Below are 15678 nucleotides of genomic sequence, written 5' to 3'. Positions count from 1 at the left end.
GATGTCCGCGGAGCCCCCCGCGAAAACCGGCGCTGTGCGCCCCGCGCCAGCGGCGGCCACGAGACAGGCCAGGCGCCGCCGATCCTCGGGGATCGGCGTGCCCATCGCCAGGTCGCGTTTCCTGATGATCGCGGTGACCGTCTTTGTCGGGCTTGGCCTTGCCTGGTGGGCGGCGACCGGGCTGGAATGGGTAAAACCCATCTTCCTGCCGTCGCCAGGCAGCGTCGCCACCCAGATCGCCAAGCTCGCCACCGACGGCACGTTGTGGGTGGATCTCAGCGCCTCGGCGTATCGCATTTCCATCGGCTTCCTCATCGCCTCGGCCCTGTCCATCCCGATCGGCGTGCTGATCGGCAGTTTCCGCTCCTGGGAAGCGGCCATCGAGCCGCTGGTGGATTTCATCCGCTACATGCCGGTTGTCGCTTTCGTGCCGCTCTCCATCCTGTGGGCCGGCACCGGCGATACCCAGAAATTCCTGATCATCTTCATCGGCACCTTCTTCCAGCAGGTGCTGATGATCATGGACAATGTGAAACGGGTTCCCGCCGATTTCATCGGCCTTGGCCGCACGCTCGGCCTGCCGGACCGCAAGATCCTGACGCGCATCGTCGTGCCCAGCGCCCTGCCGGGCATCTGGGACACGCTGCGCATCAGCCTCGGCTGGGCATGGACCTGGCTGGTGCTGGCCGAGCTCGTCGCGGCAACGTCCGGCTTGGGCTATCGCATCACCGTGTCGCAGCGCTATTTCCAGACCAACACCATCATCGGCTACATCCTGCTGCTGGGCGTGCTCGGCCTCATCACCGACCAGGTCATGAAGGCCCTGGAAAAGGTCCTGTTCCGGCAGGATGGCCATTCGCAATGAGGAACCGCCGATGACTGTTCCCAAATTGCGCATTGCCGGTCTCGACAAGAGCTTCGGCACCGGCGACCGGCGCACGGAGGTGCTGCGCGACATCAATCTCGATCTTGCCGACAATGAGTTCGTCTCGCTCGTCGGCACGTCGGGCTGCGGCAAGAGCACGCTCTTGTCGATCGTTGCCGGACTGCAGGATTTCGACGCCGGCGATCTCAGCATCGACGGCGCGCCGATCCTGGAGCCGGGTCTCGACCGTGGCGTCGTCTTCCAGTCCTACACGCTGCTTCCGTGGCTGACGGCACGGCAGAACATCGAGTTTGCCCTCAAGGCCGCCGGCTACGATCGCACGGCCTGCCGCGAGATCGCACTCGAGCATCTCGATCTCGTCAAGCTGTCGCAAAGCGCCGACCGCTTTCCGTCCGAACTGTCGGGCGGCATGAAACAGCGCGTCGCCATAGCGCGTGCGCTGTCTTATCGGCCCAAGATGCTGCTGATGGACGAGCCGTTCGGCGCGCTCGATGCCTTGACCCGGCATCAGATGCAGGAGCTGCTGACCCAGATCTGGGAAGAGCACAGGCTGACCGTGCTGTTCGTCACGCATGATGTGGAGGAGGCGGTCTATCTGTCGGACCGCATCGTCGTCATGGGGATCGGTCCGGGACGCATCATGCAGACCTTCAATGTCGATATCGAGCGCCCGCGCCGGGAAGAGGTGATGGAAACCCCGGCCTTCATGGATTTGCAGCGCGGTGTGCACAAGGCGATCCGCGAAGCGTCAAGACGCCCCGAAATGGCGTAGCATCCGAGCGGGGCCTCCTCCTGCATTGCGCGGAATGACGAGGCAGCCGTCCCGGAACATCCGGGCCGGCTGTCCTGTGCGGGCCGGCGGCGTGGTCAGCAATCAGGGGCCGTGAGGACCGCACAGGTCGAGCGTCCAGGCGATGGTTCCGCAGAAGTCGCCGACGTCGCCACGGTAACTGCCGTAGCCATTGTAGTAGTTGTCCATCCGGCCATTGTCGGTGGCCGAATTCTCGGCAGTCCAACCGCCGCCAACCCAGCCGCCGTGGCCTCCATGTCCACCGTTCGCATGGCCGCCATGAGCAGCGGTGAGTTGGACAAAATGGTGCCTGATGACGGCGGCATCGGCGACGGTGGCAAACGGGATCGCGCTGGTGGCCAAGGTCAGCAGGATGGAGCTGATGAATACGAGTTGTCTTTTCATGGGAATGTCTCCTTTCCGTTCCAGAGATATGGGAAGGAAAGCGGTCCCTTGCCGGACACGTTCCTTCACGAAATCGGGACGGGCAACTCGCTGAGCTGTGCGGTTTCTTCAGGCCATCTCGTGACACTTGGCCTGAATGGCCGGCGTCCCAGTCCACTCACGGCGCCGGTCAAGATTTGTTGACTTACAACAGGGTGGAAAGGACTACCCCCGACCTATTTGGCGGATCATAAGACGGCCGTGCGATCAGGCTCCGGCTGGCACGTAGGGCAATCTTGCCCTTGAACTGGGATGCGCCACTTTGGCCAGAGACTATAAGCCGCCCGCATGACGGAATTGGCCGTAGCATTGGAACAGCCTCAATTTGCCACCGAGCGTGATCCGAGGCTGAGGCTGATCATCCCTGTTATCGTCGCCATCGCCTTTCTGATGGAGCAGCTCGATTCCACCATCATCACCACCGCCATCCCGGCGATCGCGCACAGCCTCGACACGACGCCGGTCCGGCTGAACCTTGCGATCACCACTTACATCCTGACGCTCGCCGTGTTCATTCCCGTCAGCGGCTGGTTCGCAGACAGGTTAGGCGCGCGAAAGGTGTTCGCGCTGGCGCTCTTCACCTTCACGCTCGGCTCGGCGCTATGCGGCGTGGCCAACAGTTTCACCATGCTGCTGGCCATGCGCACGCTGCAGGGGCTGGGCGGTGCCATGATGACGCCGGTTGGGCGGCTGATCCTGCTACGCAGCTTTCCGCGCAGCGGGTTGATCACGGCCATGACCTACATGACCTTGCCGGCGATCATGGGACCGGTCATCGGGCCGCTGCTCGGCGGCCTGCTCACCACCTACGCTTCATGGCGCTGGATATTCTACGTCAACGTGCCGTTCGGCTGCCTCGGCATTCTGGCGGCACTGCGCTTCGTCGACGATTTCCACGAGGAAGCCGTGCAGCGCTTCGACTTCGCGGGGTTCCTGATGGTGGGATGCGGCGTGGCGCTGCTGCAATTCGGGCTGGAAAATATCGGCCGGCCGATCATTCCCGTTTCAGCCACAGTGCTGGTGCTGGCTGCCGCCGTCCTGCTGCTGCTCGCCTTCGGGCGCTATGCGCGCCGTGTTGCGGCGCCGGCCGTCGACCTGACGCTGTTCCGGTTTCGCTCCTTCTGGGTAGGCACGCTTGCCGGCGGCCTGTGCCGCGTCGGCCTCAACGGCGTGCCGTTCCTGCTGCCGCTGATGCTGCAGGTTGGCTTCCGCATGAGCCCGGTCACTTCGGGGTCGCTGACATTCGTCGGCAGCTTCGGCGCCTTGCTCATGCGGCCGCTGCTGTCACCGCTGCTGCGGCGCTTCGGCTTCAGTGTCGTGCTGATCGGCAGCGCCGTCATCGGCTCCGCCACCGTGGCGGGTTTCGCCCTCATGGAGCCCGACACACCGCATTGGATGATCGGCGTCTATGTCTTCCTGTTCGGCATCGTCCGCTCGGCGCAGTTCATGACCTCCAACACCTTGTCCTATGCCGACCTGCCGGCGGACAAGCTCAGCCGCGCCACCAGCCTTGGCGGCGTGCTGCAGCAGCTCAGCGTGTCGCTCGGCGTCTCGATCGCCGCCATGCTGCTGGGCCTGATCGCAGGGGAGACCCATGTGCTCACGCCGAAACGCTTTCACCAGGTGTTCCTGCTGACCGCGATCATCCCGCTGATCTCCATTCCCGGCTTTCTGTACCTGCGCGCCGAGGACGGCGTGCAGGTCAGCGGCCACGTCAGGGGATCTGGCAAATAGGCTCTGCCGGCACCGAAACATGTCGCGGCGCCCGGCTTTCTCGTCGTTGACGACGATCTGCGCAGCGGTGCGCTCGTCGCTCTCAAGCTCGACCCTCCTACCAGCCCCATGCATGCTTACGCGCTGTTTGCCCGGGCGCGATGGCAGCCGGCGAAGGTCCGGGCGATGATCGATTTTCTGGTGGAGCGGCTATAGCCTACTGCGGCTTCGCGCCGGTACGGACTGGGTGACCCGCCTTCAGCTTGTCAGGCATTCGTACTGGATTGACAACCGGAAAGCTTCGAAGCGCCTGCAGAGGGAGTCTCAGCGATGGCCTATATGGTAATTTGGTACGGGAAAGAGGGCATCGTTGAAAAGACGCCCTTCGATGCCGAGAAAGCCGCAAGAGATCACGCGATGGCGACATTTCTTGCTCGAAAGCAGAAAGACGGGATCGTAGCGGTGGAAGTTCGCAAGGACGATGGCACGGTTGTATTCAGTCAAGCAGGAGCCGGCTAGGTCGTCGCCGCAGTGCCTCAGTGGCTACAGGTCGAAAGGATCGTCCTTCAACCGGTAGAGCAGATCAGGTCTGGTTCGAGGATAAAACGTAAAAGCCCGCGCCTTTGGCGGAGGACGCGGGCCCTTGGGGCAGGGATCCCGATCGAGCAGTAGCACTGCCAACCTACAACTCTTGAAAGCCTCGAAGGATTACTTACTGACTACCTCGGATCAGGCGACGACGAAGTCGGCCAAAAGGACCGCAAGAACAAGCGACAGAGGTACGCAAGAAGCCAGCGAGCCGTTGTGCTGGTTATCCACTTACGGAACCTTAGTACCAGCGTCCGCGACCGTAAAATCCGCCACCGCCCAGCACGAGAACAATAAGAACTATGACCAGGATTGTGGTGATATCCATATGCGCCTCCTGAGCGCGCCCGGCCGAGTTGGCCGTTCACCGCTCTTGCCCTGTGGGGCATGATTGTTCCTGTTACTTTGACATCCACCAACGTTCCGCACGGCATTCTTGTTCCAATGGACGCAAGGCATGAACCGCCGCCCAACGAACCGCTGGCCTCGCATCTCGGCTGGAAAGGTTTCGGAAACCATGTCCGGGTCCACCAAGGAACCAACTGGCCTGACGATTTCTTTAGCTGCATGAAAAGACCTGGCCCGCTCACAACGGAAGATCACGACCACACCGATGCGGTGCGCACGCCGCCCGAATTGCCATCCCAATACCAGGATGCTGAAGGAGATTTCGGCGGTCGATTTGGATATGGGCATCCCACTCACAAGCCGGATCCTTTTACTACATCCACGTTTTCGCCCGGGGCTGTTCGTCCTCTACCGGTCGAAAACAAGAAAAGATGGCGCTAACCGGCTGTGCAAAAACCCTATGAAACGGCCTATTTCGCCAGGAAGCACGGGATCACGCAGGCCCAGGCACGGCGGATCACCAAGGACTTCGGCCCTTCACGTGTCAGGTGCGACACAGCCGCCCAGAATCTAAACTTGGCGCTGACAGAGCTCATCGCCTTGCATGAGCGTCGGCAGCATCTGCGTCTTCGAGGGAATAGCTGATCCTGGACGCAGGGTGCCAAAGCCGATGCATCGGTCTTGGCACAATCATCGAAGCCACTTCCTGAACCTCGCGGCTTTGTTCCGCGCGAATGCAGCAGCTGCCGCATCACACGTCCTTCGCGATGGTCCATTCGCGGCAATGATGAACTTGGCGTCTCTGAGCGTTAGACCGTGCTTCTTTGCAAAGTGGGTTGCTCCATAAGGCTCGTCTTGGGGTATGCCCCCGTTGGTGTGGGCCATTTGTGCCTCGCATGACGGATGGCTAAGCTTCGGCCCTTCCGCCCGCCCAATCTGGTACATCAACCTTCGACGACAGGCGAAGGTTCCGATCGCTGGAACGGCACCATTCACGTCGCTTTGCCGACCGCCGCGTCAATTCCCATCTCTTCCTGCGAAATGTCGTCGAACGAAGCGTAGTTCATGTTGTAGAGGCGGGCGTAGAGGCCTTTCCTCTGCATCAGCTGTTCGTGGTTGCCGCTTTCGACGATCTCGCCATTCTGCAGCACGATGATGCGGTCGGCGCCGCGGATGGTGGCGAGCCGATGGGCGATGACCAGCCCGGTGCGGCCCTCCAACAGTTTGATCAGCGCCTTCTGGATCAGCATCTCGGTGTAGGAATCGATGCTGGCCGTGGCTTCGTCGAGCACCAGGATCTTGGCATCGGCCACCAGCGCGCGCGCAAAACTGATCAGCTGGCGCTGGCCGAGCGAGAGGTTGCCGCCGCGCTGCTCGAGTTCAGTGTCGTAGCCATCGGGCAACTGCTCGATGAAGTCATGTGCGCCGACGGCCTGTGCCGCGCGCACCACCTCCTCGCGGCTGGCGCCGGTCTTGTGGTAGCGGATGTTTTCCAGCACCGTGCCAGAGAACAGGAACGGCTCCTGCAGCACCATGGCCACCTGATCGCCGAGCGAATCCTGCGTCAGGTCGCGCACATCATGGCCGTCGACCAGGACCTCACCCGACCAGACATCGTAGAAGCGGTGCACCAGCGCCATCGAACTCGACTTGCCCGACCCCGTCGGGCCGACAAGGGCGACCGTCTCGCCCGGGTTGACGCGGAAGGAGATGTTCTTCAGCACCGGCTGGTTCGGCCGGTAGCCGAAGGTGACGTTCCTGAACTCGACCGAGCCGTCCGTGTCGCGCGACAGCGCCACCGCATTGTCCTTGTCGCTGACATCCACAGGCACGTCGAGCACTTCGGAGATGCGCTGGCCCGAGGCCATGGCGCGCTGCATGACGCTGTACTGCATGGTGAGCGAGCGGATCGGGTCGAAGAAGCGCTGGATGTAGAACAGGAACGCCACCATGACGCCGACGTCGAGGCTGTGCGACAGCACCATCGAACCACCGACGACGATGACCGTCGCCATGGCGATGCCGGTCAGCGTGTCGACGATCGGCACCATCACCTGCGCGTATCTCGCGGATCGCAGATGGGCGTTGAGGTTGGCCAGCACTTTCTCGTCGTAGAGGTCGAAATTGACATGCTGGCGCTCCAGGCTCTGCACGGTGCGCACGCCATGGATGCCTTCGGCAAGCGCGCCGTTGGCGATGGAATTTGTCTCATGCGCGGCCATGAAGGCAACCTTGGCGCGCGGCAGCCAGAGCAGGCGCACGATGAACAGCATCGGCATGGTCGACAGCGTCAGCAGTCCGAGCCGGCAATCGAGCCACAAAAGGACGGTCACGATGCCGAACAGCAGCACGATGTCGCCCACCGACATGACTGACGTTTCGAGGAACTCCTGCATCGAATTGACGTCGCCCTGCAGGCGCGACATCAGCCGGCCGACCTCAGTCTTGTCCATGAAACTCAGGGACACGCGCTGCAGATGGCTGAACATGGCGCGGCGCAGGTCGGACAGCACATTCTCGGCCACCTTGCCGACGACGCTTTCCTGCACATGGCTGGCGGCATAGTTGATCAGGATGATCACCGCGAAGGTGCCGGTTGCCCAGATCATCACCGAACGGTCGAGCCTGCCCGGAGCCATGCCGTGGTCGATGGCGTAACGGATGACCAGTGGGATCGCCAGCTGCGTCAGCGTGAACACCAGCACCGCCGCGACCGAGATGAAAATCCGGCCCTGATACGGTCTGACGAAGCCCCAGATGCGCCTGATGATACGCGGATCATAGGCCTTGCCGAAAACCTCTTCCTCGTCACGATGCGAGCCGACGACCGCCTTTGTCGGCCGCCCGCTTTTGTCGTCCTTCTCGTCATCGTCCTGCGTCGACGTCATGCGGCTCCCTCGAGCCGGTCGTCGTCCGGCCGCAGCTGCAGGTCGTAAAGCGCGCGGTAGCGCCCGCCCAGCGCCAGCAGCTCCTCGTGCGTGCCGCGCTCGACGATGCGGCCGCCTTCGACGAACAGGATCTGGTCGGCATGCATCAGCGAGCTCAGCCGGTGCGAGATGATCAGCGTCACGCGATCCCTGGCGAAGCGCTTCATCGCCGCGCGGATGCGCTGCTCGGTGCCGGCGTCGATGGCGGCGGTGGAATCGTCGAAGACCAGAACCGATGGCCGCAGCATCAGGCTGCGCGCAATGGTCAGGCGCTGCCGCTGGCCACCGGACAGCGACGCGCCGCGTTCGCCGACGACCGTGGTGTAGCCGGCCGGAAGGCCGATAATATAGTTATGCAACTGGGCATACTCGGCGGCCTGTCCGATGCGGGTCTCGCGCGCCCAGGGATTGCCATAGGCGATGTTGTTCTCGATCGAGGTGGTGAACAGGAACGCATCCTGCTGCACGACGCCGACCACCTTGCGCAGCGATTGCAGCGTCACCTCCCGGATGTCCTGGCCGTCGATGGTGATCGCGCCCGAGGTCACGTCGTAGAAGCGCGGGATCAGATGCGCGATCGTCGACTTGCCGCTGCCCGGCGGGCCGACAATGCCGATCGTCTCGCCGGGCTTGGCCTCGAAGGAGATGCCGGACAGGGTCGGACGATCGCCCGTGCCCGCATAGCGGAAGCCGACATCGTCGAAGCGCAGCACGCCCTCGGTGATGACGAGATCCCTGGCATCGGGGGCATCCTCGATATCGAGTTCGGTGTCGAGCAGTTCGAACAGCCGCGTGCCGCAGGTCGAGGCGCGCGCGAACGAATTGACCATCAGGCCGAGCTGGCGCACCGGCATCTGCAGGATGGTCATGAAGGTGAGGAACTGCGCCAGCGTGCCGACACTGATCTGGCCCGCGATCACCTTCTGGCCGCCGAACCACAGCACCAGCCCCATGGCCGCCAGGAAGGAGAAGTTCATGGCGCTGGTGTTGGAGACGCGGATGTCGACGCGCTCATTGGCCAGCTCCAGGGCAGCCTGCTTTGCGCGGTCGAATTTTTTGAGCTCATGCCGCTGCGCCGCGAAGGCGCGCACGACGCGGATGCCGCCGAGATTCTCGTCCATCACCCGGCTCAGCACCGACAGCCGCTCCTGCAGCGTCAGCCAGGTGCTGCGCAGCCTGAGCTGGGTCACCGACGAGCGCCAGGCAACGAACGGCACGAAGCTGAGGCTGAGCAGCCCGAGCACGAGGTCGGTGCTGATCAAGAGATAGGCGCCGACGCCGATCAGCACGCCGAGCAGGACCACGCGCAGGATGCCGGTGGCGAAGAACATGCGCACGCCGTCGAGATCGAGCAGCCCGAGCGTGATCAAATCGCCGGTATGGACCTTGTCGTGGTAGGAAAAACTCAGGCGCTGGATCTTCTCGTAAAAGGCCAGCCGCAATTCATAGCCCGTCTGATGACCGACGGCCTCGCCATAATAGTTCTGCGCCATGGTGAAGAGACCGCGCAGGATGCTAACGACCAGCAGCGTCAGCGCGGTGTGCCAAAGTGCTTGCTCCGCGACGGCGCCGCCACTCCCGGCCATGACGCCTTGCGCCTGGTCGATGGCGCGCCCCAGCAGACGCGGAATGAAAAGCTGCAGCGTCGCGGCGATGAAGGTCGAGACCAGGGTGATGGCGACCTGCCAGGGATGGCGCAGCGTCATGCGCACGATCCGCAGCAAGGTGCTGAGGCCCTTGCCCCAGGAGGCTTCCGCCACATGGGCAAACGATTTGCCGCGCTTCGCCGCGCCGCTGGTTGCATCCGTGGGCAAGGAAAATATCCAGTCCAATCCGGACATTAGCCCGGACGAATGAAGCAGACTCAGTTCTGATGGCGCGATGTTACGCGTGTCCGACTTGACCCTTCAAGGGGCCAATGGCGCCATCGCACTGTGCCTGACGGGCGGTGCCGCCGTCGGTCGCTGCCGGATGCTGGTGGCCTTGCAGCCATAGATCATGGCATGTGTCGAGGCGACATTCGCTGGCATAAACAATTCCATCGCATTGACGCGCAGATTCTCCAGCTCGAACCAGCCTTGACGGACTATCAGTTCTGTCACGCATCGCCGAGATTCCTCGTAAGCGGCCGGTCCGGCAGCGAGGGCCGGTACCGCCGTGAATACCAAGAGGGCCGTCTTCCTTGACAAGTTTTCCCTTCACCGAAGCCATGCCGATCCAGTTTCAAGCGCCGTTGCCGAAGGCTTGCGAGGTTGTGGTCATCGGCGGTGGCGTCATCGGCGTGACCACGGCTTTGTTCCTGGCGCGACGCCACATTTCGGTGACATTGCTGGAAAAGGGCCGCATCGCCGGCGAGCAGTCGTCGCGGAACTGGGGCTGGATCCGGCAGCAGGGTCGCGATGCCGCTGAACTGCCTGTTGTCATCGAAGCGCAACGCCTCTGGCGGCAACTGGCCGAGGAGTGTGGCGAGGACATCGGACTGAAGCAGACCGGCGTCACCTATCTTGCGCGAACCGACAAGGAGATGGCCTGCTTCGCCAAGTTCTTGGAAGTAGCCGAGATCCACGGCGTCGACACGCGTCTCCTCGACCAGGCAGAGACAGCCAGGTTTATCCCGGCCATGTCGCGCTCCTTCAAGGGCGCGATGACCACCCCATCAGACATGCGCGCCGAACCCTGGGTCGCGGTCCCCGCGCTTGCTCGCCTGGCCGCCCGGGAAGGCGTCACGATCATCGAGAATTGTGCGGCGCGCATGCTCGACATATCGGCTGGACGCATCAGCGGGGTCTGGACCGAGCAGGGCCGTATCGCCACCTCTAGCGTCGTCGTGGCGAGTGGTGCGTGGACGTCGCTGTTCCTGCGCGCCCACGGCGTTTCCATCCCGCAGCTCAGCGTCAGGGCGACCGTCGCCGCGACCGGACCTATGCCCGAAATCCATTCGGGTGCCGTCGCCGACGAACATATCGCTTTCCGGCGCAGGCAGGATGGCGGCTATACGCTGGCATCGGGAGGCTCCAATCAGCTGTATGTCGGGCCTGATGCTTTTCGTCACGCGCGCAAATATGTTCCCGCCCTGATGGCCAACCCATTTGGTACCCACTATTTGCCGGCGGCGCCGCGCGGCTATCCGGACAGCTGGTCAACCCCACGTAGGTGGAACGCGGACGAGAAAAGCCCGTTCGAACGGATGCGCATCCTCAATCCTGCTCCCAAGGCCTCGGCGCTGCGTGATATCGACCGCGAATTCACAGCACTCTTCCCGCAGTTCAAGACGGTGCCGCTCAAGGCGAGCTGGGCGGGCATGATCGATGCGATGCCGGATGTCGTGCCGGTCGTTGATCGTGCCGCCGCAATTCCGGGGCTCGTCATCGCCACTGGAATGAGCGGTCACGGCTTCGGAATCGGCCCCGGAATGGGCCGCGTCGTGTCCGACCTCGTCCAGGGAAACGAGATCGGACATGATCTTCACAGGTTCCGTCAATCCCGCTTCAGCGACGGCAGCCCGATCAAGCTGGGACCCAGCCTCTAGATCAGGCCGGGCGTCACGGGCCAGGAACGTCATCTACGCCTTTGGCCACGGCCACCAAGGCCTCATTGGCGGCGCCGTCACCGGCAAGATCGTGTCGCAACTTGCCGACGGTTTGCCGCCGGTGATCGATCTGACGCCCTTCCGGGCGGATAGGTTCTGATTATTCAGGACACCTGCTATCGCTGCAGGCCTGCTGTTCTTGCATGAGGGAAACGACGTGACCGCAAACACCAGCGCACAGGCTGTGGAGCCGATCGATCCGCAAAGCGTCTACACCGTGCTGATCTGTGATCTGGTCGGCCTGCGCTTCGGGCCTGACGGCAAGCCTGATCCGAGCGAAGTGCGCGCCCATGTCGAAGCCAAGGGCGGCCGCTTCCATGCAACAGCGCTTGGCGACAAAGCAGGCCTCGAACATGGCCGGGTGCATTTCTTCTACCAGCCGGACCTCAGCACAAGCGAGGAGCTGATCCAAGCTGCGGGCGACGGACACTATGATGCCGTCATCGCGGCAGCGACCTTCTTGCCCGCCGAGACCGTCTTTCCGCTGGCCGGCGTGCGGATCGGTGCCGGCACCGGCAACATGGGCTCGCGCTCCTGGGGCGGCGGCAGTGGCGAGGGCGGCAGCGCGGTGCTGATGAACACGCCCGGCATCAACAGCCGTGCCACCGCGCAGATGGTGATGAAGGCGATCCTGAAAGTGCTGCCGGATCTTCCGGTCGACAGGCTTCACGAGCGGGTGGCGCGAGGTGATTTCGACACCGGCAGGGAGCTGCGTGATTTCCCGACCGAAAAACTCGAAGGCAAGACCATCGCGATCATCGGCTACGGCAATATCGGCAGGGAAGTGGCCAAGCTCGCCCGCGCCTTCGGCATGCGCGTGGTGATCCATGCAAGGCCACGGCACCGCGACTGGATAGAGGCCGAGGGCTTTGCCTTTGCGCCGGACCTCATCGATGCGGCAGAAGGCGCCGATGTGCTCAGCGTCCATGTCGGCCTCGGCAAGCAGGACGCGCAGACCGGCCGCTACGCCAATGCCGGGCTCATCGGCAAGGACGTCCTGTCGCGCATGAACAAGGGCGCGGTGTTGGTCAATTACGATCGCGGCGAGCTTGTCGACGTTGCGGCGCTTGGCGATGCACTGGATGAGGGGCAGGTGCGCCATGCCGCCATCGACGCCGACCTGTTCAAGCATGCGTCGACCGGGGCTCTTTCCGGTCCGATGCTGCCCTATCTCGACCTCGTCGGGAAGCATGGCGACAAACTCGAACTTCTGCCGCACGCCGCGGCTGATACCGACCATCCTTCTCGCGTTGCCGGCGCCAAACAGGCCGTCGACCAGCTGTTCGATGTCATCTGCCGCAAATCGGCGACCAATGCCAAAGGCACCTTGCCGCCGGGCTTTCTTTCCCTGGGCGCGACGACGCCCCCTGGCATAGGACCGGTGACGGCGGATCACCTTTTGAAATTGACCGCCAACGACTGCTCCGAGCTGGCGGATGTCTGCGATCGGCAAAGCCGGTTGTGGAAGGCTCTGGCCGACACGCCGCCCGCCGAGCGCGGCACGATCGTCGCCGAACAGGGCGAGGAGCTGGTCCGGCTGATCGACCGTTCTTGCCTTCTGGCCGAGACGCTGAATCTCAGGGGGCCTTACCAATAATATCGGTCTGCCGCTGTGGAGGTTAAACCCGCGGCAGGTGGAAGGAGCGCTCGCTCAGTATCTTGGTCCCGCCACCATCCGCGCCATCCGTGTCATGTCCGTACTCATCTCGCGGTCGTCGTCGAGCGGGCTGACCAACGCGCGCACGGCGGCGAAGGTGCGCTGCGGTCCTTCGCCCATGCTGTCGACGACACCGCGCAACTCCACGCCGGTCGCCGCGAAGATCAGTTCCATCGCCACGAGGTAGCGCATGCGCTCGATGATCTCGGTGGTCTTGGCCACCACCCTGGGCGCCATCGACGACTGGTCCTCGATGCCATCCGAAACCGCGAGCGGGCTGAGCGACATCGGATTGGCCAGATGTCGGATTTCGGCCTCCAGCGCGGAAAGCGGTTTCTGCAGTTCCGCATAACCCTGGCGGCTGCCGCCCCTGGCCGACAGGAACCGCGGCAGGTCGGCGATAACAGGCGACATCAGCTTCATGCAGCGATTGGCGGTGCCAACCGCGCAATGCGCGAGCGCCTGGCCGAGCTGTTCAAAGGCCAGCGTCATCGCCGTGAGGTCGAAATTGCCGTTGGAAATCACCCGTTCGCCCTCGGCCAGGATGACGGGGTTGTCGCCGGAATGGGTGAGTTCGATCTCGGTCGCTAGCCTTGCCTGTTCGAACGCATTGAGCAGGCCGCCCCAGACCTGCGGCACACAGCGATAGCTGAGCGGATCCTGCAGACGCCGCGCGGCCTTGTCCTGCCACAGACCGCTACCGGCCAGCTCCGTGCGGAGCCTGGCGCCGATCTCGCGCTGGCCGAAGGCCGGCCGCGCGGCCAGCGCCTGCTCGTCGATCGCCGTGAGGGAGGAGCGAAACGCCTCGTAGTTGAGCGCCACAGCAGCCAGCGCCCAGTCGATGAGATGGGCGACGTCCTCGAGGCACAGGCACGCCGTTCCGGTCGACAGGCTGTTGGCGACGATAATGGCGTGGCCGTCCTTCTCGCGCAGATCGAGCGGCTCGAGCCCGGCCAGAGCGAGCGCCTCGGCGGAGGGCATGATCCTGCCCTGGAACTCCGCCTCGCCATCGCCGCGCAACGACCTTGCCATATGGCCGAGATGGGCAAGGTCGGCCGCGCCGATCGATCCCCAGGTCGGGATCACCGGATGCACGCCGGCATTGAGCGCCGCCACAAGCCCCATGACCACGCGTTCGGAGGTGCCGGTACCGCCGGCGGCCATGCCCGAGATGCGCGCGGTCATCATCGCCCGCACCGCCTCGGTCGGCAGCGCCGGTCCGATGCCCATGCTGTGGCTGAGCGGTACGCTGTGCTGGAAGGCGATCAGATCGGCCTGCGCGAGCGGCGTGTCGACGCAGGCGCCGAGCCCCGTGGTGACGCCATACATCGGTCTGCCAAGCCCGGTGAGATGCTCGATCAGGGCGCGGCTTGCCCGGATGCGGCGCATCGCCTCCTCGCCCAGCATGAGCCGGGCGTTGCGGCGTGCGATCTCGGCGACGTCAGCCACGCCGAGCGGCTTGGCATCGAGCAGTATCATGCGGCCTGTCATGTCTCGCCTGTATCCTGTGACCAGAGGCCCGGACCAGCACTACAACGGGCGTCGCCGTTTGTGACGGCTCGCAGACGCGACTGCAAGCCATTCCGATTGGGGCAGAGGCGACAAGGCGGCCAGAGCGAGGGTCAGGAGACTATGCCGGCCGCTCCGCGATGGCGTCGGGCACCACGACCAGCTTGCCGACGAAATCCTTGGCGACGAAGTCCGCCTGCGCGCGATGAAAATCGGAGAGCCTGTAGACACCGCCGACCAGCGGCCGGATCTTTTTCGCCTCGATGTAGCCGACGATGCGGCGGAAATCGGCGCGCGTGCCCTGGCTCGAGCCATTCAGCTGCAGCTGCTTGAGGTACATGGTCCTGAGATCGAGCTGCACCACCGGCCCGGCGATCGCGCCGGCGGTGGTGTAGCGGCCTTCGGGCCTGAGAATCCGCAGCAGGTCGTTGAAGATCGCGCCGCCGACGAGGTCGGCCACCACGTCGATCGGCTGGCCGCCGGTCGCTTCGATCACAGCCTGCGGCAGGTCGGTGACGCCACGGGTGATGACGGCTTCGGCGCCGATGTCGAGCACCGCTTGTTCCTTGCCCTTGCCGACGACGGCATAGGGAATGGCGCCGCGCGCCCGTGCCAATTGCACGATGCCGGAGCCGACGCCGCCCGAAGCGCCGGTGACCAGCACGCGCTCGCCGGCCTTCAAGCCGGCGCGTTCCAGCATCTGCTCGCCGGTCAGATAGGCACAGCAGAAGGTGGCGAGTTCGACGTCGCTCATATCCGTGTCGACGACATGTGCATTCTGCGCCGGCACCGCCTGATACTCGGCATAACCGCCGTCGCGGCCATGGCCCATATAGTCGATGTCGGCGAGTGAATCGTCGTCGCGGTTGTAGATGGAGAAATCGACCATCACCCGCTCGCCGATGCGATCCGGCGAAACGCCGTCGCCGACGGCAACAACGTGGCCAACCGTGTCGGTGCCCTGGATGCGCGGGAAAACAAGCGTGTTGCCCTGGCGTCGCCAGGTCGACACGGCGGCGGCATCCTCTTCCGTGCCATAGGCGCCCTGGCGGACCCAGACATCGGTGTTGTTCATGCCGCAGGCGGTGACCTTGATCAGCACTTCACCTGGGGCGGGCAAGGGCACTTTCACATCGGTGCGGTAGACGAGCTTTTCCGGTCCGCCGTGCCCGGTGAGCAGCACGGCGGCCATGGTGGCGGGGAGGGTTCTGGTCATGGCATTCATCG

12 protein-coding genes are annotated in these 15678 nt (G+C 63.8%); 7 read left to right on the top strand and 5 right to left on the bottom strand.

Going from position 1 to position 15678, the window contains the following annotated elements:
* The first annotated feature begins 1 nt into the window (after position 1).
* Positions 2–865, top strand: coding sequence for an ABC transporter permease (locus JN279_RS30715; protein ID WP_446720373.1), 864 nt, complete (start codon positions 2–4; stop codon positions 863–865).
* A 10-nt stretch (positions 866–875) separates the two neighbouring features.
* The gene (locus JN279_RS30710) at positions 876–1658 is read left to right on the top strand and encodes an ABC transporter ATP-binding protein (RefSeq protein WP_096458859.1); all 783 of its coding nucleotides are present in this window, start codon (positions 876–878) and stop codon (positions 1656–1658) included.
* 102 nt (positions 1659–1760) lie between these two features.
* On the opposite strand, the gene JN279_RS30705 is transcribed toward JN279_RS30710, so the two are convergent.
* Positions 1761–2081, bottom strand: coding sequence for a hypothetical protein (locus JN279_RS30705; RefSeq protein ID WP_202351044.1), 321 nt, complete (start codon positions 2079–2081; stop codon positions 1761–1763).
* Between the two features lie 327 nt (positions 2082–2408).
* Between JN279_RS30705 and JN279_RS30700 the strand changes: the two genes are divergently transcribed.
* From JN279_RS30700 to JN279_RS30690, 3 genes are all read left to right on the top strand, one after another.
* On the top strand, positions 2409–3854 hold the full coding sequence (locus JN279_RS30700; RefSeq protein ID WP_202351043.1) for a DHA2 family efflux MFS transporter permease subunit: 1446 nt from the start codon (positions 2409–2411) through the stop codon (positions 3852–3854).
* A 3-nt stretch (positions 3855–3857) separates the two neighbouring features.
* Positions 3858–4049, top strand: a complete 192-nt coding sequence (locus JN279_RS30695) for a LysR substrate-binding domain-containing protein (protein ID WP_096455387.1) — start codon at positions 3858–3860, stop codon at positions 4047–4049.
* Positions 4050–4163: 114 nt separating this feature from the next.
* On the top strand, positions 4164–4352 hold the full coding sequence (locus JN279_RS30690) for a hypothetical protein (RefSeq protein ID WP_095198984.1): 189 nt from the start codon (positions 4164–4166) through the stop codon (positions 4350–4352).
* Between the two features lie 1409 nt (positions 4353–5761).
* Here the strand turns inward: JN279_RS30690 and JN279_RS30685 are convergent.
* A complete protein-coding gene (locus JN279_RS30685; RefSeq protein ID WP_202351042.1) occupies positions 5762–7657 on the bottom strand; it encodes an ABC transporter ATP-binding protein in 1896 nt (631 codons plus the stop codon).
* Positions 7654–9537 (bottom strand): ABC transporter ATP-binding protein, encoded by a 1884-nt coding sequence (locus JN279_RS30680; RefSeq protein ID WP_446720372.1) that lies wholly within the window; start codon positions 9535–9537, stop codon positions 7654–7656. The genes JN279_RS30685 and JN279_RS30680 overlap by 4 nt, the downstream gene beginning before the upstream one ends.
* A 341-nt stretch (positions 9538–9878) precedes the next feature.
* Here JN279_RS30680 and JN279_RS30675 point away from each other — a divergent pair, with 341 nt between their 5' ends.
* Positions 9879–11225: an NAD(P)/FAD-dependent oxidoreductase gene (locus JN279_RS30675; protein ID WP_202351040.1), complete on the top strand. Its 1347-nt coding sequence runs from the start codon at positions 9879–9881 to the stop codon at positions 11223–11225.
* Between the two features lie 217 nt (positions 11226–11442).
* On the top strand, positions 11443–12882 hold the full coding sequence (locus JN279_RS30670) for an NAD(P)-dependent oxidoreductase (protein WP_202351039.1): 1440 nt from the start codon (positions 11443–11445) through the stop codon (positions 12880–12882).
* 54 nt (positions 12883–12936) lie between these two features.
* Here JN279_RS30670 and JN279_RS30665 read toward each other — a convergent pair whose 3' ends face one another.
* Together JN279_RS30665 and JN279_RS30660 are read right to left on the bottom strand one after the other, a co-directional pair.
* Positions 12937–14433 (bottom strand): HAL/PAL/TAL family ammonia-lyase, encoded by a 1497-nt coding sequence (locus JN279_RS30665; RefSeq protein WP_202351038.1) that lies wholly within the window; start codon positions 14431–14433, stop codon positions 12937–12939.
* Between the two features lie 139 nt (positions 14434–14572).
* Positions 14573–15676 carry an alcohol dehydrogenase family protein gene (locus tag JN279_RS30660; protein WP_202351037.1) on the bottom strand — a complete coding sequence of 368 codons (1104 nt, stop codon included), beginning with the start codon at positions 15674–15676 and terminating at the stop codon, positions 14573–14575.
* Between the last annotated feature and the right edge of the window lie 2 nt (positions 15677–15678).

It is taken from the genome of Mesorhizobium sp. 113-1-2 (assembly GCF_016756475.1).
In the GTDB taxonomy this organism is placed as follows: Bacteria; Pseudomonadota; Alphaproteobacteria; order Rhizobiales; family Rhizobiaceae; genus Mesorhizobium; species Mesorhizobium loti_C.
Note: the sequence above shows the minus strand (reverse complement) of the source record. Positions and strands in the feature narration are given on the sequence as shown.